This is a genomic window from Pseudomonas edaphica, assembly GCF_965277385.1.
Classification (GTDB): Bacteria; Pseudomonadota; Gammaproteobacteria; order Pseudomonadales; family Pseudomonadaceae; genus Aquipseudomonas; species Aquipseudomonas edaphica.
The window spans coordinates 5,612,342-5,628,368 of the sequence record NZ_OZ255725.1; the positions used below are offsets into that span (position 1 = coordinate 5,612,342).

Here is a 16,027-nt window from a genome sequence, read left to right on the forward strand (position 1 = left end):
TCAGGCTCTCCCGAACAGGCCGTAAGGGCGCACCAGAATCACCACGGCCATCGCGCCGTAGATCATCAGGCTCGCGCCTTGGGGCCAGAATGTGGTCATCAGGCTTTGCACCACGCCCACCAGTAAACCGCCGACCAGCGCGCCGCTGAACGAGCCCATGCCGCCGATCACCACCACCACGAAGGCCACGCCGAGGATCTCCGGGCCGACAAAGGGTTGCGCGCCGCGCAACGGTGCAAACAGCACACCCGCGACACCGGCCAGGGCCACGCCGAGGGCAAAGGTCATGGAAAACAGACGGAAGATATTGGTGCCCAGCAGCGACACGGTTTCGGTGCTTTCACTGCCGGCGCGCACCAGGGCGCCGAAGCGCGTGCGCTCCAGCAGCAGCCACAAGGCCAGGCCGATCAGCGCGGAAAACACGATGAGAAACAGGCGGTAGTAGGGGTAGACGAAATCGCCCACCACCAGCACGCCGCGCAGCAGTTCCGGCACGGCGACGCTTTTGCCCACTGGGCCCCAGATCATCACGCTGGCTTCCTGGATGATCAGCGCGATCCCCAGGGTCACCAGAATCTGGAACATGTGTGGCAAGTGGTAAATCCGCTGGATCAATAATCGCTCGATCACCCACGCCAGCGCGGCCACCACCAGCGGCGCGATCAACAGCGCCAGCCAGAAGTTGCCGGTGAGGCTCACGGCGGTGTAGCAGATGTACGCACCCAGCAGAAAGAACGCGCCGTGGGCGAAGTTGACGAAGTTGAGCAGGCCGAAAATGATCGTCAGCCCGACCGCGATCAGGAAGTAGATCATCCCCAACCCAAGGCCGTTGAGGATCTGGAACAGGTAAAGATTAAGCATGCAGAAACCCTCGGCAGGCAGCCGCTCGCGCGGCCCTGCGCTAAGCAATTCAGAGGATCAGGCGAGCGTGCAGCCCGTCGCCTCGACCGGCGGGAACGATTGCCCGGCGCTGAGCACCTTGGCCAGGTCGTCCTTGTCGGCCATGTCGCCGGTGGCTTTGCCGATCAGCAGGTAGTAATCCTTGATCACCTGATGGTCGCCGGCGCGGATCGACTCCTTGCCGGTCGGGCCTTCGTAGCTCAAGCCTTGCAGGGCTTTGGCCACGGTCGGGCCGTCGAAGCTGCCGGTGCTGATGATGGTTTCCAGCATGACTTTGGTGCTGATGTAATCAGCCGCCAGCGGGTAGGTGGGGTTGATGCCGTATTTGGCTTGAGTGAGCTTGACCAGTTCACGGTTGAGCGGGGTGTCGACCTGGTGCCAATACTGGGCGCCGAGGTACACGCCTTCGAGCACGTCGCTGCCCAGTTCCTGGAACTGGTCGAGCCCGGCAGACCATACCAGCAGCACTTTCATGCGCTCCTTGATACCGAAGTTCACCGCCTGGCGCAGGGTGTTGGACGACTGGCTGCCGAAGTTGAGCAGTACCAGCACATCGGGTTTGGCGGCGATGGCGTTGGTCAGGTAGCCGGAGAACTCCTGTTCCTGCAATGAGTGGTAGCTGTTGCCGACGTGTTCCAGCCCGTTGTCTTTGAGCACGGTTTTCGCGCCTTCGAGCAAGGCTTCGCCAAACACGTACTGCGGGGTGATGGTGTACCAGCGTTTGGCGTCAGGCAGCAGCTTGATCAGCGGCAGCATGGTTTCGCGGATCGCGCCGTAGGTGGGCACCGACCAGCGGAAGGTCGCCTTGTTGCAGTCTTTGCCGGTGACTTCATCGGCGCCCACCGGGGTCATGAACACGCCGCCGACCTTGTCGACTTCCTTGGCCACCGCCAGCGCGGAGGACGACAACGTGCAGCCCTGGAAGAACCGCGCGCCGTCCTGCTGGATCGCTTCCTGGACCTTGCGCACGGCTTTGCCGGCATTGCCTTCGGTGTCGATGACCTTGTAGTTGAGTGGGCGGCCGAGCAACTCGGGGTGCTGTTCCACCGCCAGGCGCGAACCCATGTCGGCAAACTTGCCATAGCTGGCAAACGCGCCGGACATGGACTTGAGGCCGTAAAAGGTAAAAGGCTCGGCGGCGAATGCAGAGCGCACACTCAGCGGAAGGCTGAGCGCGGCTGCGGCGGTAAGACTGGCTTTCAACAACGTACGACGCTGCATGGGGTGACTCCCTGGTTTAGTTATTGGCAGGAGCGGCAAGGGCGATACGGTGGAGCAAGGGCCTGTGGGCAGGCCTGTTATTAAATTGGGTGAAACGGTGTAACGGTTGGAACCGGGTCAAGTGTGGGAGCTGGCTTGCCTGCGATGGCATCAGTCAGGTTCAACTGATACACCGAGGCGCCCGCATCGCAGGCAAGCCAGCTCCCACATTGATTGGGTTTTCATATTGGGATGGGGTGCGCCTCAGCTATGGTCGAACTCCAGCAAAAAGTGCGGGCTGACCTCGCCTTCCAGCGCCGTCATGTGGTGTTCGGCGTCGCACATATGTTCATGCATCAGGTTGCGCACGGCCGTTTCATCACCGGCGCGAAAGGCCAGCAGCAACTGCTTGTGATAGTCCAGGTTGGCCGCGTCAAACTGTTTGCGCTTGGGCTTGTAGGCTTTTTTCAGCACCACCAGGTCGCGCAACAGGTCGTTGAGAAACTGCGCCATAAAGCTCAGCAGCGGGTTGGGGCAGGCCTTGGCCAACAGGTTGTGGAACTCCAGTTCCGCCAGGCGCTGTTCGCGCTGGCCGGCTTCGCTGTCTTCGGGGGCGCTGCAAAAATCCACGTTGTCTTGCAGGGCTTGATAGTCGTCTTCGCTCAAACGACCCAGCACCGACACTGCCAACTCCACTTCAATGACCTTGCGCAGTTGGTACACCTGCTCGCCGTCCAGGTGCTGGAAGTGCAGGTAGTTACGCAACGCGCGGCTGGCCGGTTCAGTGCCGGCCTGGTTCAGGTAGGCGCCACCACTGGGGCCGGTGCGTGTACTTACCAAACCTTCCACTTCCAGGGCCTTGAGTGCTTCACGGGCCGAGCCTTTGGAGCACTGGAAGCTTTCCATCAGCTCGCGCTCGGTAGGCAGTCGGTCGCCGGGCTTGAGCGCGTCGGTGACGATCGAGCGTTTGACCGACTCGACAATCACATCGGAAAGCTTCTGGCGTTTGCGTCGTAGCGGGCGGCTGAGCATGCTGTTCTATTGATCCTATTAATGCGGATTAATAGCACTTAATAACGATTGAGCCGGAGCGTCAACGCAAGGTGTCGTTTTCGGCCTGAAGTGGTCGCAAATGCGCGGGTTATTCCCAACTGCCGAGGTCGAGGCAGCGTGTGGACGCGGGCGGCTGTTTGCCGAATACGAGAAAATCGCCGACCCAGCGGTTAATGCACCCGGCGGCGGTGCCAGGGCGGGCTGGCTCTTTGAGCAGCAATTGCTCGATGCCGGCAGCGACCGGCTCGGCCTGCTCGGCATTGACCAGCACCATGCGTGCGACGCGCTCGGGAAACAGCGCGGCATAGCGGCTGCCGAGGCGAGTGGCCTGCGCGTTGCCGAGGTAATTGAGCTGGGCCTCGCCGAGTTGGGCGCGCACATACTCCATATCACGCGCCGCTTGCTCTACGCCGCTGGGCTGGCTCAGGTCACGGGGGCTCAGTTCGATCACGTCATAGCGGTTGGTCAAGGTGCGATAGGCCTGGGTAGCATAGGACTCCCAACGGCTGGTCAGGTGCAGGGCGAAGGTTGCGCCTTGGCCCTTTGGCGGCTCGCCACCCTGGATAAACACCACACCTTCACGGCTGAGCGGCTGGCGGGCGCCCACGCGGGTCAGGGCCAGGCGCACACTGCCGCGTTTGGGCGCGGCATAGTCGCGGGGCACATTCACACTGGCGCATTGGGTGCGTTCCAGCACTTCGGGGTCCGGCCGCTCCTGGGCGGGGAAGGGGCAATCCAGCAGCCAGTCAATCGCGGTCGGCGCGATCAGCGGCTCGGGCAACGCCTGGCCGGCGATCAGCCAGAGGCCGATACACGCCAGGTTTTTTACCAGAACGCTGGGTTTCATCAGGAGGGTCCGGGCTGCCGTATGAGGACGGCTTTTTTACCAAGGACCCAGGGTCGAAGAATGTAGGGCGAATAAACGCTTTGTGTAGGAGTTTACAGTTTTATTGTCGGATCTGCGTATCCCAGCCGCCGCCCAGCGCTTTGTACAAGGCAATGCTGGCTTGCAGCCGCGACAGCCGCAGTTGCACGTTCGAGTCTTGGGCCGCATACAAGGTGCGTTGGGTTTCCAGCACCGTCAGCAAGTCCTCTGCGCCTGCCTGGTAGCGGCTCTCGGAGATCTGGAAGGCGGCCTGGGCCTGTTGCAGCTCCTCGGCCTGCCATTGGCGTTGCTGGTCCAGGCGCGTGATGCTGCTGAGGGCTTTCTCCACATCGGCAAAGCCGTTGATGATCGCACCGCGATAGGTTTGCAGCAGTTCATCCTGGCGGGCGCGAGCCTTGTCGCGCTCGGCGCTTAATCGGCCATTGTTGAAGATCGGCGCGACCAGCCCCGAGGTCAGGTTGTAGAACGGGCTGCGCAGGATGTCTTCGGCCTTATAGGCGCCGGAGCCGACTGTCGCGCCCAAGGTTACGCTGGGCAGCATCGCTGCGCGTGCCACCGTGACGTCGGCACTGGCCGCCGCCAGTTGCGCCTCGGCGCGGGCCAGGTCGGGGCGACGACTGAGCAATTGGCTCGGCACGCCCGGGCCAATGGTTGGCCAGGTCAGCGCCTGGAACGGCTCGGTGCCCAGGTCCAGGGCTTGTACGGGTTGACCGAGCAGGGCGGCGAGGGTGATCCGCGATTCTTCGGCCACTTGCGCAATCAGCGGCAATTGCCGTTGTTGGCCGGCCACCAGGCTTTTCTGTTGGGCCAACTCCAGGGCGGTGGCGGAGCCTGCGCTGTAGCGGGTTTGCACCAGGTCCAGCACGTTGCGCGCATTGGCCAGGTTCAGCTCGGCGATCTGCTGGCGTTGCTGCGCGGCGAGGGTTTGCGCGTAGCGGTCGGCGACGTTGCTGAGCAGGGTCAGCTCCACGGTGGCCTGGTCGAACTCACTGGCGCGCAGGCTTTGCAGGGCGCTGTCGCGGGCGGCAACGCGGCCGCCCCAGAAGTCCAGTTCATAGCTGGCTGAGAGGTTGGCACCGAAACTGTCGACGGTCTTGTTGCTGTCGGTGGCGTCCAACGAGGCATTGCCGCTGCCGCGCAGCAGTTTTTCACGGCTGGCGGTGAGGTTGAACTTGACCTCAGGTAACAACGGCGCCCCGGCAATTACCGCACTGGCCTGGGCCTGACGCACGCGTGCCATGGCGGCGGCCACGTCATAACTGTCGCGTCGCGCCTGGTCGATCAGGCGGTTGAGCGGCGGGCTGCCGAAGTGTGTCCACCAGCGTTGGTTGGTCGCCTGCGTGGCATCGCGTTCGGCGTACTGCCAGGCGGGCGGCGGCGCGAGGCCGCTGTCGACGCTCGGCGGGTTGCCGGTACAGGCGTTGAGCAACAGGCACACGCCCAGCAGGGAAGATCGTTTATTCACTGGTCAACGCCTTAACCGGATCGAGCCGGGCAGCTTTACGGGCCGGCATAAAGCCGAATACGACACCGGTGACCAGCGCACAGCCAAACGCGCCAAACACCGCCACCAGGGAAAATTGCACCGCCACCTCGGCCAGTACCAGCACGCCGCCCACCAGCAGCGCGAGGGCGATGCCGAACAGGCCGCCAACCACCGAGAGCATCACCGCCTCGGTTAGGAACTGGCGCAGGATGTCGCGCTGGCGCGCGCCGGTGGCCATGCGAATGCCGATTTCGCGGGTGCGTTCACGCACGGTCATCAGCATGATGTTCATTACACCGATCCCGCCCACCAGCAGGGAAATCGCCGCAATCGAACCGAGCATCAGCGACAGCGTGTTGGCCGTGCGGGCTTCGGCCTGGATCATCGCGGCGTTGTTGGTCAACTGGTAGTCACGTTTACCGTTGTGCAGCTTGAGCATCAGTTGATCAATGGCCATTTCAGCCTCATGGACCTTGCGCGCATCGGCGGCGGCAATCGCCACGTATTCGGGGTTATAAGTGCCGAACAGGCGCACGCTGGCGGCGGTATACGGGATGGCGACCCGGTCATCGCTGTCTTTATTGCCGGAGGCGGAGCCTTTTTCGGCGAGGACGCCGATGACCTGGAAAGGCACGTTTTCGATCAGGATGTATTGGCCGATCGGGCTGGCGACGTTTTTGAACAGCTTTTCGCGGATACGGTGGCCGATGACCGCGACGGTAGCCCCGACGCGCTCGTCTTCCTGAGTGAAATAGCTGCCCTCGACCACCGGCCAGTTGAAAATCTCGGGGAAGTTGACGTCGTTCCCACCCACATAGGCCAGGTAATCCAGGTTGCCAAAGCGAACCCCCGCGTCGTTGCCGTTGACCGGCATGATGCGCTTGACCTGGGGCAACATCGCCAGTGCCGCGACATCGTTGAGGGTCACGATACCCGGCGGCGTGCGCGGGTTGGGCGAGGAGCCGCTGAGGTAAATGATATTGGAGCCGAACGCGCCCATCTGCGCCATCACCTGGCGCTTGCTGCCTTCGCCGACGGCCAGCATCACCACCACGGACGCCACGCCAATCACGATCCCCAGCAGCGTCAGCGCGGTGCGAAAACGATTGATCCACATCACTCGCCAGGCCGCGCGGACCGCATCGAGCAGTTCGGCTTTCCAGGCACCGTTGTGCTCGGCACCGTCGGCCAGGCGCTGGCGCAGGTCGACGGCTTGCAGCGCGTCGCTGTTGGCCATGGCCGGTACATGGGTGTCACTGTGTGCCGAGTCGCTGATGATCTGGCCGTCACGAATCTCGATGATGCGGTTGGCCCGCGCTGCCACTTCGCGGTCGTGGGTAATCAGGATCACCACATGGCCCTGGCTCGCCAGTTCGTCCAGCAGCGTCATCACCTCGGCGCCGCTGTGGCTGTCGAGGGCGCCGGTGGGTTCGTCGGCGAGGATGATATGCCCGCCGTTCATCAGGGCGCGGGCGATCGACACCCGTTGCTGCTGGCCGCCGGAGAGTTGGTGCGGGCGGTTGGCGGTGCGGTCGGCCAGGCCCAGGCGCGTGAGCAGGGCCTTGGCGCGGGCATGCCGCTCGGTGGCGCTGATGCCGGCATAGATCGCCGGCATCTCGACGTTTTCCTGGGCCGAACCGGACGGAATCAGGTGGTAGCCCTGGAACACAAACCCAAAGGCCTCGCGGCGCAGCCAGGCCAGTTCGTCGCTGCCCAGGTGCGCGACGTTTTCGCCGGCGAACAGGTAGTCGCCCTCGGAAGGGCGGTCGAGACAGCCGAGGATGTTCATCAGCGTGGACTTGCCGGAGCCGGAGGCGCCGACAATGGCGACGAACTCCCCGGCGTGGATCGACAGGTCGATGCCGCGCAACACGTCGACCTGCGGGCTGTCACCGCCGCCGTAGGATTTGCGGATGTTCTTGAGTTCGATCAGCGGCGTGGTCAAATCAACCCCCACTGGCGTCGGCCGTGCCGATCAACAGGTGATCGCCTTCCTTGACGCCGCTCAGCACTTCGACGCGCAGGCGGTCGCTGATACCCACGCGCACCTCGCGTTCCTCAATGGCGCCATTTTTGGCCACCACGCGGGCCGTTTGCGTGTCGCTGCCGTGGCTGCCGAGCAAGGCCGCAACCGGCACGGTGAGCACATCCTTGACCTGGCTGGCGACGAAAAAAACTTGGGTGGTCATTTCGGCCATCAGGGCATTGTCGGCGTTGTCCACATCCAGCAGCACGGTGTAGAGCACCACACGACCGCTCCCGCTTTTGCTGGTGCTGCTGGGGCTGCCGTTGCCCTGGCTGGTTTCATTCAGGGGCTTGGGCGGGATCGGCAGGATCTGGCGCACGGTACTGGTCCAGCGCCGGCTGCCGCCGCTGAGCGTGGTGAAATAGGCGGTCATGCCGGGTTTGACGTGGCCGATGTCGGCTTCGGAGACCTCGGCCCATACGGTCATCGGCGACAACTTGGCGATACGCAGGATCAACGGGGTCTGCTGCTGGGCGTTGAGGGTCTGGCCGACCCGCGCATCCACCGCCACCACCGTGCCGCTCATCGGCGCGAAGATGCGTGTATAGCCCAGTTCGGCCTCGTCGCTGCGCAAGCTGGCCTGGGCCTGGCGGATCTGCGCCTGAAACATGTCGACCCGTGCCTGGGTGGCACTCAGCTCGGCCTTGGCGGTTTGCACGTCTTCTTCGCGGGTGGCGTTGCCGGCCACCAGGCGTTGCTGGCGCTGGTACTTCTGGCGCGCCAGTTGGTGCTGGGCGGTCTGTTCCTGCAACTGGGCCTTGAGGTTGTCGATGGCATAGCGGCTGGCATCGAGCTTGGCCTGCTGCGTGGCCGGGTCGATTTCGACCAGCAACTGGCCTTCTTTGACCTGGTCACCGGCCTCGACATGGATCTTGCGGATCTGCCCGGATGCCTGTGCGCCCACATCGACATACCGGCGTGGTTGCAGGGTGCCCAGCGCCGTGACGCTGTTTTCGATATTACCGCGAGTGACGGTGACAGTGGCGAGGCTGTCGCGGCCCGGCGGCAGTATCTGCCAGGCCGCCAGGGCAACGATGGGAATCAGGCACGCGACAACCAGCAGGGCGCGTCGGGCGGGGCGAGGGCGTTTCATGCGTTGGTTCCAGCCGGGAAGTGTGGACCGCAGTTAGCGGAGGGCTGACAGTTATACGAGAAAATTGCCCGACGATTTAGGCGCTTACATACGTAGTAACAGCTCTGTCGAATAAAAAAATCGACGGTTGATGCAAGACTTCTTTAAAAGTAGATGAGAATTACTATAAATTGCACGCACTCAAACTGCCATCATCCATGGCCTGTCTTCGTAAGCACTCAAGGAACTGATGCCGTCCCCCCAGACGGTCGGGAGTCATGTTGGAAAACTACTATCGCGAGCTGGTGTGTTTCCTCAACGCCAAGCTGGGCAACCGTCAGGTGGCCGAAGATGTGGTGCATGACGCCTACGTGCGAGTACTGGAGCGCGCCAGCGACACGCCGATCGAACAGCCGCGCGCGTTTTTGTACCGTACTGCGCTGAACCTGGTGATCGACGGCCATCGGCGCAATGCCTTGCGCCAGTCCGAGCCGCTGGAGGTGCTGGACAGCGAAGAACGCTTCGCCACCAGTTCGCCCCACGCCAGCCACGATCAGGCCCAGCGCCTGGCCCTGCTCGAACGTGCCCTGGCCGAGCTGCCCAGCGCCTGCCGAGACAGCTTCCTGCTGCGCAAGCTCGACGGCCTTTCTCACCCGCAGATCGCCGAGCGCCTGAGCATTTCCCGCAGCCTGGTGGAAAAACATATCGTCAACGCCATGAAGCATTGCCGGGTGCGCATGCGTGAGTGGGACGCGCACTGATCACAGATCAGTTAAATTTTATTTCATTGTCCTCGTTTCCTATCAACACATGGCCTGTTGTTCAGGCTTTGCAGGTATTCCCGCCCCACCGCCAAGGGGCTTATCCAGAGGACACTGGAATGACACAGGCAATTGCTTCGCCCGCGGTTCACGATCTGATCGGGATCGGTTTCGGCCCTTCGAACCTGGCGCTGGCCATCGCCCTGCAGGAGCGTGAAAAAGCCCAGGGCAAACTGGACGTGGTGTTTCTCGACAAGCAGGCCGACTACCGCTGGCACGGCAATACCCTGGTCACCCAGAGCGAACTGCAGATTTCGTTCCTCAAGGATCTGGTGACGCTGCGCAACCCCACCAGCCCGTACTCGTTCGTCAACTACCTGAAGGCCCACGACCGTTTGGTGGACTTCATCAACCTGGGCACTTTCTATCCGTGCCGCATGGAGTACAACGACTACCTGCGCTGGGTCGCCGGGCAGTTCCAGGCCCAGGCGCGGTATGGCGAGGAAGTGCTGGCCATCGAGCCGATCCTGCACCAGCAGCAGGTTGAAGCGTTGCGCGTAATTTCCCGTGATGCCCAGGGCGAACAGCATGTGCGCACCACCCGTTCGGTGGTGGTCAGCGCCGGCGGCACGCCACGTGTGCCGGCGGCGTTCAAGGCGCTCAAGGACGACGGCCGGGTGTTCCACCATTCCCAATACCTCGAGCGCATGGCCCAGCAGCCGTGCGTGGACGGCAAGCCTATGCGCATTGCCATCATCGGCGGCGGGCAGAGCGCGGCCGAAGCCTTTATCGACCTCAACGACAGCTTCCCGTCGGTGCAGGTGGATATGATCCTGCGCGGTTCGGCGCTCAAACCGGCGGACGACAGCCCATTCGTCAACGAAGTGTTCTCGCCGGCCTTTACCGACCTGGTGTTCCAGCAAGTCGGCGCCGAGCGTGAGCGCCTGGTGGCCGAGTACCAGAACACCAACTATTCGGTGGTCGACCTGGACCTGATCGAGCGCATCTACGGGATTTTTTACCGCCAGAAAGTCTCCGGTATCAACCGCCAGGCCTTCCGCACCATGACCGTGGTCGAGCAAGCCACGGCCGGGCCGCTGGGCATCGAACTGGTGCTGCGCAACAACGCCAACGGCGACACCAGCGTGAGCCATTACGACGCGGTGATCCTGGCCACCGGCTATGAGCGCCAGATGCACCGCGAACTGCTGGCGCCACTGCAAGCCTATATGGGCGACTTCGAAGTGGCCCGCGACTATCGGATCGTCACCGACGAGCGCTGCAAGGCCGGTATCTATATCCAGGGGTTCAGCCAGGCCAGCCATGGTTTGAGCGACACCTTGCTGTCGGTACTGCCGATTCGGGCCGATGAGATTGCCGCCTCGTTGTATGAAAACGATCGTCACCGTGGCAAGGCGCGCTCGGTGCAGGATTTACTGCTGGCCACTGCTAGCTAAGTAACAAGCTGCAAGCTGCAAGCTTCAAGCTTCAAGCTTCAAGCTTCAAGCTTCAAGCTTGCGGCTTGCAGCTATACCCTGATACTGTACAAAAAACCAGTATCGGTAGCCCTTCATGCAGTTGATCGAAAAACTCAGCATCCTCGCCGACGCCGCCAAGTACGACGCTTCCTGCGCCAGCAGTGGCGCGCCCAAGCGCAGCTCCGAGGGCAAGGCCGGGCTGGGTTCTACCGATGGCATGGGCATTTGCCACAGCTACACGCCGGACGGGCGTTGTGTGTCGTTGCTCAAGGTGTTGCTCACCAATTTCTGCCTGTACGACTGCCAATACTGCGTCAACCGCCGCTCCAGCGACGTGCCCCGTGCGCGTTTCAGCCCGGAGGAGGTGGTTACCCTGACCCTGGACTTCTACAAACGCAATTGCGTCAGCGGGCTGTTTCTGAGCTCCGGCATCATTCGTTCGGCCGACTACACCATGGAGCAGTTGGTTCGGGTCGCCAAACTGTTGCGCGAAGAGCATGATTTTCGCGGTTACATCCACCTCAAAACCATTCCCGAAGCCGACCCTGCGCTGATCGCCGAAGCCGGGCGTTATGCCGATCGCCTCAGCGTGAACATCGAGTTGCCCACCGACGCCAGCCTGCAAACCCTGGCGCCGGAGAAGCAGATCGGCTCGATCAAGCAAGCCATGCAGACCATCTACACCGGCGAGCAGACGGTGTTCAACGAGCCGCGGGCACCGCGTTTTGCGCCGGCGGGGCAGAGCACGCAGATGATCGTCGGCGCCGATGACACCGACGACAGCACCATCCTGCATGGTGCCGAGGCGCTGTATGGCAACTACAAGCTGCGGCGCGTGTATTACTCGGCGTTCAGCCCCATCCCCAACAGCCCTAAAAGTGTGCCGCTGGCCGCGCCGCCGCTGATGCGTGAACACCGCCTGTACCAGGCCGACTTTCTGCTGCGCAGTTACGGTTTCAGCGCCAATGAACTGTTCGAAGGCCCCGGCCATCTGGCCCTGGATATCGACCCCAAGCTGGCCTGGGCGCTGGAGCACCGCGAGGTGTTCCCATTGGACCTGAACCGCGCCGAACCCACGCTGATCGCGCGTATCCCCGGCATTGGCCTGCGCACCACCCAGCGCCTGGTCGACCTGCGCCGCGAACGCAAGATCCGTTTCGAAGACCTGGCCCGCATGCGCTGCGTGCTGGCCAAGGCCAAGCCGTTTTTCATCACCAGCGACTACCACCCGCAACAGGCGGACAGCACCAGTGTGTTGCTGCGCGAGCAACTGCGCGACCGCCCGCAACCGCAACAGATGGGGCTGTGGGGATGATCAGCCTGGAATGCGACAACCTCTTCAGCACCTGGCGCGAGCAGGCGCGCTGGCTGCTCAGCCATCAGGTCGACCCCAGCCAGGTGAGCTGGGGCGAGGCCGAAGTGGCGGACCTGTTTGCCACGGACGAGCCTGTGCCTGAGCAGCTCGGGCCGTTTCAGGCACGAATCCCCAAGGCGTTGCTGGAGTTGTTGGAATCGGCCGCGTGTTACCACGGTGATCAGCGTTGGAGCCTGTTGTATGAGGTGTTGTGGCGTGTCAGCCATGGCGACCGCACCGCGATGCTGGCCGGGGACAAGTTGGGCAGTGAGTTACAGCGGCGCATCAAACAGGTCAGCCGCGAGGCCCATCACCTGCATGCGTTTGTACGGTTTATTGCCTTGCCAGCAGAGGCTGGGCCGCAACTGCCGGAGTATGTGGCGTGGCATGAGCCGGCCCATGACATCCTGAAGTCCGCCAGCCAGCATTTTGTCGGGCGCATGGGCCGCCATCGCTGGATGATCGCAACGCCTTTGGACGGTGTGTATTACGACGGTGAGCAGTTGATTCATCAACGCCAGTGCCCTGAGGCATGGCAACAGTTGGCGCAAAATGTCGAAGACCCACACAGTGCGATGTGGCTGACCTATTACAGCCATATCTTCAACCCGGCGCGGTTAAACCCCAAAGTGATGGAAGGGCATTTGCCCAGCCGGTTCTGGAAGAATCTGCCGGAGGGCAAGCTGATACCGGGGTTGATCAGCGAGGCGCGCACGGGCAAGCAGAAGGATGGGCAGGCGAAGCTGATCGGGGCCAGGCCCGGCAAGAAAATCTCAAGCGGGCACGCTTAAAAAATGTGGGAGCTGGCTTGCCTGCGATAGCGGTGTATCAGTTAGCCTTGAGTTGCCTGGCCCACCGCTATCGCAGGCAAGCCAGCTCCCACAGTGGGTCCTCGGTGTTTGGGAGCGTGTGTTTCAGGCCAGTTCGGTCGCGGTGTTTTTGACTACCGCCAACTCCGGGTGCGCCACCAACTTATCAATGTGCAACTCATCATTATTCAGCCAGGTTTCCGTCAGCACCCGGTAATGCTCCATATCCCGGCAACGCATGCGCAGGCTGTAGTCGAACGGCCCGCTGATCAGTTGGCACTCGAACACCTGCGGGCAGGCTTTGACGCAGGCCTCAAAGGCCTTCTGCGCCGAGCGCCCGCTCTGATTGGACAAGGCCACCAGCACCAGCAGCGACAGCCCTGGCGAGACCATCTGCACATCGATGATCGCCCCATAACCACGGATCACCCCGCGTCGCTCCAGCTTGCGCACCCGTTCCAGGCACGGCCTGGGTGTCAGGTGTACAAGCGAGGAAAGCTTTTCGTAGGTGATACGCCCCTGGTGGCGCAACACGTCGATGATCGCCTCATCGATGCGGTCCAGCGTGGGCGAAGAGTGGGGTCCGTTGGCCTTGGTATCCATGAGTTCACTTCAAACGGTTGGAAAGAAATTGCTGCAAGCGTTCGCTGTTGGGATGGTCGAGGATCTCGGCGCCGCCTTGTTCCTCGACTCGGCCCTGGTGCAAAAACAGCACTTGGCTGGACACCTGGCGGGCAAAGCCCATTTCGTGGGTGACCATCAGCATGGTACGACCTTCCTCGGCCAACGTCTGTATGACTTTGAGGACTTCTCCTACAAGTTCCGGGTCCAGCGCTGAGGTCGGTTCATCGAACAGAATAATTTCCGGCTCCATCGCCAATGCCCTTGCGATGGCCACGCGTTGTTGCTGGCCGCCGGACAGAAACGCCGGGTATTGATCGGCCACGCGGCCGGGCAGGCCGACCTTGTCCAGGTACAGGCGTGCGCGTTTTTCCGCCTCTGCCGCACTCACGCCCAACACCCGGCGCGGGGCCATGGTGATGTTTTCCAGCACGGTCATGTGGCTCCACAGGTTGAAGTGCTGGAACACCATGGCCAGGCGTGTGCGCAGGTTTTGCAGTTGTTCCTGGTGCGGCGCGCGGGTGCCGGCACGGCCCTGGCGCATTTCGATGCTGATGCCATCGAGGGTGATGACCCCGGCGTCCGGCTGTTCGAGAAAGTTGATGCAGCGCAGCATCGTGCTTTTGCCCGAACCGCTGGCGCCGATCAGGCTGATGACGTCGCCGTTGCGTGCATTGAGGGATACGCCCTTGAGCACTTCGTGGTCGCCGTAACGTTTGTGGATGCCTTCGACTTGAAGCTTGATCGCAGCGGTTGCCGGTTTGGCAACGGGGGCGTCAACAGGGTAAGCGGCCAGGGCCTGCGCGGACTGATTCATGGGTTAGCCTCGGGTAGGAACAAGAAAACGCATCCAGCGACGTTCGGCCAGTCGGAACAGGCCCACCAGTGCAAAGGACAGCAGCATGTAGAGCAGGGCGGCGATGCCGAAAGCCTGGAACGTCAGGAACGTCTCGGCGTTGGCGTCGCGGGCGACCTTGAGGATATCGGCGACGGTGGCGGTAAAGGCCAGCGAGGTAGCGTGCAACATCAGGATCATTTCATTGCTGTAGGCCGGCAGCGCACGGCGCAGCGCGGCGGGCACCACCACAAACAGGTTGAGGCGCCAGCCGTGCAGGCCATAGGCACGCGCGGCTTCGATTTCGCCGTGGGGAATGTTGCGGATCGCCCCGGCGAAGATTTCCACGGTGTAGGCGCAGGTGTTGAGCACAAACGCCAGCAACGTGCAGTTGAGCGCATTACGGAAAAACTGATTAAGTAGCGCGTTGTCCTGCACCACTTCCAGGCTGTAAAGCCCGGTGTAGCAAATCAGCAATTGGATATACAGCGGCGTGCCACGAAACAGATAGGTGTAGACCTCCACCGGCCAGCGCAGCCAGACGTGCTGCGAGACGCGCGCCAGCGCCAGCGGGATCGACAGCACAAAACCTGCGACCACCGAGATGATAAACAGCCACAACGTCATGGCGACTCCGGACAACCCTGTGCCATCGCTGAACAGGTAGGCCAGGCCGTATTGCTGGAACAGTTCGATCATCGCGCCATCCCCTTGATGCCGAGGTTGTAGCGCCGTTCGAGGCGCTTGAAGATGCGGTTGGAGAGGGTGGTGATCAGCAGGTACACCAGGCCCGCGAGGATCAGGAAGTACAGTGGCTCATTGGTGGTCTTGCCCGCGTTTTGCGCAGCCTTGACCAGGTCCGACAGGCCGATGATCGACACCAGCGCCGTGGACTTGAGCAGCACCAGCCAGTTGTTGCCCAGGCCCGGCAGGGCAAAGCGCATCAGTTGCGGGAACAGCACCAGGTGAAAACGCTGCCAGCGGCTCAGGCCGTAGGCGGTGGCGGCTTCCAGTTGCCCGGCCGGCACACTGAGAATGGCGCCGCGAAAGTTTTCGGTGAAATACGCGCCGTAGATAAACCCCAGGGTGATCACCCCGGCGGTAAACGGATCGATTTCAAAGTAATCCCAGCCGAACACTTCGCTCAGGTCGTTGAGCCACAGTTGCAGGCTGTAGAAAATCAGCAGGATCAGCACCAGGTCCGGCACGCTGCGTATCAGCGTGGTGTACAGGGTGGCGGGCACGCGCAGCCATTTGGCGCTCGAAAGCTTGGCACCGGCGGCGATCAGGCCCAGGGCGAGGCTCAGGGTCAGCGCCAGCAACGCCAGCTTGAGCGTCATCCAGGCACCCTGGGCCAGCATCGGGCCGTAGCCTTGCAGGTTGAGGAGTTCGTTCATTGAGGGGGTCTCGATCAAGCACAGAGATTAACGGTGGGAGCTGGCTTGTGTGGGAGCTGGCTTGCCTGCGATGGCGGTCGCCGCCTCCAACATCTACAGTGGCTGACCCACCGCTATCGCAGGCAAGCCAGCTCCCACAGGGGCCGAGG

15 protein-coding genes are annotated in these 16,027 nt (G+C 62.3%); 4 read left to right on the forward strand and 11 right to left on the reverse strand.

Going from position 1 to position 16,027, the window contains the following annotated elements:
• The 7 genes from ACQY47_RS25600 to ACQY47_RS25630 form a co-directional block, all read right to left on the reverse strand.
• Positions 1-861, reverse strand: coding sequence for a branched-chain amino acid ABC transporter permease (locus ACQY47_RS25600; protein ID WP_017136275.1), 861 nt, complete (start codon positions 859-861; stop codon positions 1-3).
• Between the two features lie 57 nt (positions 862-918).
• On the reverse strand, positions 919-2,121 hold the full coding sequence (locus ACQY47_RS25605; RefSeq protein ID WP_428552957.1) for an ABC transporter substrate-binding protein: 1,203 nt from the start codon (positions 2,119-2,121) through the stop codon (positions 919-921).
• A gap of 243 nt (positions 2,122-2,364) precedes the next feature.
• Entirely contained in the window at positions 2,365-3,132 is a 768-nt protein-coding gene (locus tag ACQY47_RS25610) for a FadR/GntR family transcriptional regulator (protein WP_017136273.1), read from the reverse strand.
• A 109-nt stretch (positions 3,133-3,241) separates the two neighbouring features.
• Complete coding sequence (locus ACQY47_RS25615) at positions 3,242-4,000, reverse strand: alpha/beta fold hydrolase (protein WP_017136272.1); 759 nt, start codon at positions 3,998-4,000, stop codon at positions 3,242-3,244.
• A 100-nt stretch (positions 4,001-4,100) separates the two neighbouring features.
• On the reverse strand, positions 4,101-5,504 hold the full coding sequence (locus ACQY47_RS25620) for an efflux transporter outer membrane subunit (protein ID WP_169988120.1): 1,404 nt from the start codon (positions 5,502-5,504) through the stop codon (positions 4,101-4,103).
• Positions 5,497-7,470 (reverse strand): MacB family efflux pump subunit, encoded by a 1,974-nt coding sequence (locus ACQY47_RS25625; protein ID WP_428557390.1) that lies wholly within the window; start codon positions 7,468-7,470, stop codon positions 5,497-5,499. The genes ACQY47_RS25620 and ACQY47_RS25625 overlap by 8 nt, the downstream gene beginning before the upstream one ends.
• A 1-nt stretch (position 7,471) precedes the next feature.
• The gene (locus ACQY47_RS25630) at positions 7,472-8,644 is read right to left on the reverse strand and encodes an efflux RND transporter periplasmic adaptor subunit (RefSeq protein ID WP_428552962.1); all 1,173 of its coding nucleotides are present in this window, start codon (positions 8,642-8,644) and stop codon (positions 7,472-7,474) included.
• A gap of 257 nt (positions 8,645-8,901) precedes the next feature.
• Between ACQY47_RS25630 and ACQY47_RS25635 the strand changes: the two genes are divergently transcribed.
• From ACQY47_RS25635 to ACQY47_RS25650, 4 genes are all read left to right on the forward strand, one after another.
• Positions 8,902-9,384, forward strand: a complete 483-nt coding sequence (locus ACQY47_RS25635) for a sigma-70 family RNA polymerase sigma factor (protein WP_017136268.1) — start codon at positions 8,902-8,904, stop codon at positions 9,382-9,384.
• A 119-nt stretch (positions 9,385-9,503) separates the two neighbouring features.
• Positions 9,504-10,841, forward strand: a complete 1,338-nt coding sequence (locus ACQY47_RS25640; protein WP_428552965.1) for a lysine N(6)-hydroxylase/L-ornithine N(5)-oxygenase family protein — start codon at positions 9,504-9,506, stop codon at positions 10,839-10,841.
• Positions 10,842-10,956: 115 nt separating this feature from the next.
• Positions 10,957-12,177: a putative DNA modification/repair radical SAM protein gene (locus tag ACQY47_RS25645; RefSeq protein ID WP_056861349.1), complete on the forward strand. Its 1,221-nt coding sequence runs from the start codon at positions 10,957-10,959 to the stop codon at positions 12,175-12,177.
• Complete coding sequence (locus tag ACQY47_RS25650; protein WP_056861350.1) at positions 12,174-13,007, forward strand: TIGR03915 family putative DNA repair protein; 834 nt, start codon at positions 12,174-12,176, stop codon at positions 13,005-13,007. Before ACQY47_RS25645 ends, ACQY47_RS25650 begins: the two co-directional genes overlap by 4 nt.
• A gap of 123 nt (positions 13,008-13,130) precedes the next feature.
• Here ACQY47_RS25650 and ACQY47_RS25655 read toward each other — a convergent pair whose 3' ends face one another.
• The 4 genes from ACQY47_RS25655 to ACQY47_RS25670 are packed head-to-tail and all read right to left on the reverse strand — an operon-like array spanning position 13,131 to position 15,878.
• Positions 13,131-13,628 (reverse strand): Lrp/AsnC family transcriptional regulator, encoded by a 498-nt coding sequence (locus tag ACQY47_RS25655; protein ID WP_003192319.1) that lies wholly within the window; start codon positions 13,626-13,628, stop codon positions 13,131-13,133.
• Between the two features lie 4 nt (positions 13,629-13,632).
• Complete coding sequence (locus ACQY47_RS25660) at positions 13,633-14,463, reverse strand: ABC transporter ATP-binding protein (protein WP_428552970.1); 831 nt, start codon at positions 14,461-14,463, stop codon at positions 13,633-13,635.
• Between the two features lie 3 nt (positions 14,464-14,466).
• Positions 14,467-15,180 (reverse strand): ABC transporter permease, encoded by a 714-nt coding sequence (locus ACQY47_RS25665; RefSeq protein ID WP_056861353.1) that lies wholly within the window; start codon positions 15,178-15,180, stop codon positions 14,467-14,469.
• Positions 15,177-15,878 (reverse strand): ABC transporter permease, encoded by a 702-nt coding sequence (locus ACQY47_RS25670; RefSeq protein ID WP_428552975.1) that lies wholly within the window; start codon positions 15,876-15,878, stop codon positions 15,177-15,179. Before ACQY47_RS25670 ends, ACQY47_RS25665 begins: the two co-directional genes overlap by 4 nt.
• Positions 15,879-16,027 lie beyond the last annotated feature (149 nt).

What these genes read in the sequence shown, in the direction of transcription:
- ACQY47_RS25645 (WP_056861349.1), top strand. Translation starts at nt 10,957, where the DNA reads ATGCAGTTGATCGAAAAACTCAGCATCCTCGCCGACGCCGCCAAGTAC.
- ACQY47_RS25670 (WP_428552975.1), bottom strand. Translation starts at nt 15,878, where the DNA reads ATGAACGAACTCCTCAACCTGCAAGGCTACGGCCCGATGCTGGCCCAG.
- ACQY47_RS25655 (WP_003192319.1), bottom strand. Translation starts at nt 13,628, where the DNA reads ATGGATACCAAGGCCAACGGACCCCACTCTTCGCCCACGCTGGACCGC.
- ACQY47_RS25630 (WP_428552962.1), bottom strand. Translation starts at nt 8,644, where the DNA reads ATGAAACGCCCTCGCCCCGCCCGACGCGCCCTGCTGGTTGTCGCGTGC.
- ACQY47_RS25600 (WP_017136275.1), bottom strand. Translation starts at nt 861, where the DNA reads ATGCTTAATCTTTACCTGTTCCAGATCCTCAACGGCCTTGGGTTGGGG.
- ACQY47_RS25660 (WP_428552970.1), bottom strand. Translation starts at nt 14,463, where the DNA reads ATGAATCAGTCCGCGCAGGCCCTGGCCGCTTACCCTGTTGACGCCCCC.
- ACQY47_RS25605 (WP_428552957.1), bottom strand. Translation starts at nt 2,121, where the DNA reads ATGCAGCGTCGTACGTTGTTGAAAGCCAGTCTTACCGCCGCAGCCGCG.
- ACQY47_RS25615 (WP_017136272.1), bottom strand. Translation starts at nt 4,000, where the DNA reads ATGAAACCCAGCGTTCTGGTAAAAAACCTGGCGTGTATCGGCCTCTGG.
- ACQY47_RS25635 (WP_017136268.1), top strand. Translation starts at nt 8,902, where the DNA reads ATGTTGGAAAACTACTATCGCGAGCTGGTGTGTTTCCTCAACGCCAAG.
- ACQY47_RS25610 (WP_017136273.1), bottom strand. Translation starts at nt 3,132, where the DNA reads ATGCTCAGCCGCCCGCTACGACGCAAACGCCAGAAGCTTTCCGATGTG.
- ACQY47_RS25640 (WP_428552965.1), top strand. Translation starts at nt 9,504, where the DNA reads ATGACACAGGCAATTGCTTCGCCCGCGGTTCACGATCTGATCGGGATC.
- ACQY47_RS25665 (WP_056861353.1), bottom strand. Translation starts at nt 15,180, where the DNA reads ATGATCGAACTGTTCCAGCAATACGGCCTGGCCTACCTGTTCAGCGAT.
- ACQY47_RS25650 (WP_056861350.1), top strand. Translation starts at nt 12,174, where the DNA reads ATGATCAGCCTGGAATGCGACAACCTCTTCAGCACCTGGCGCGAGCAG.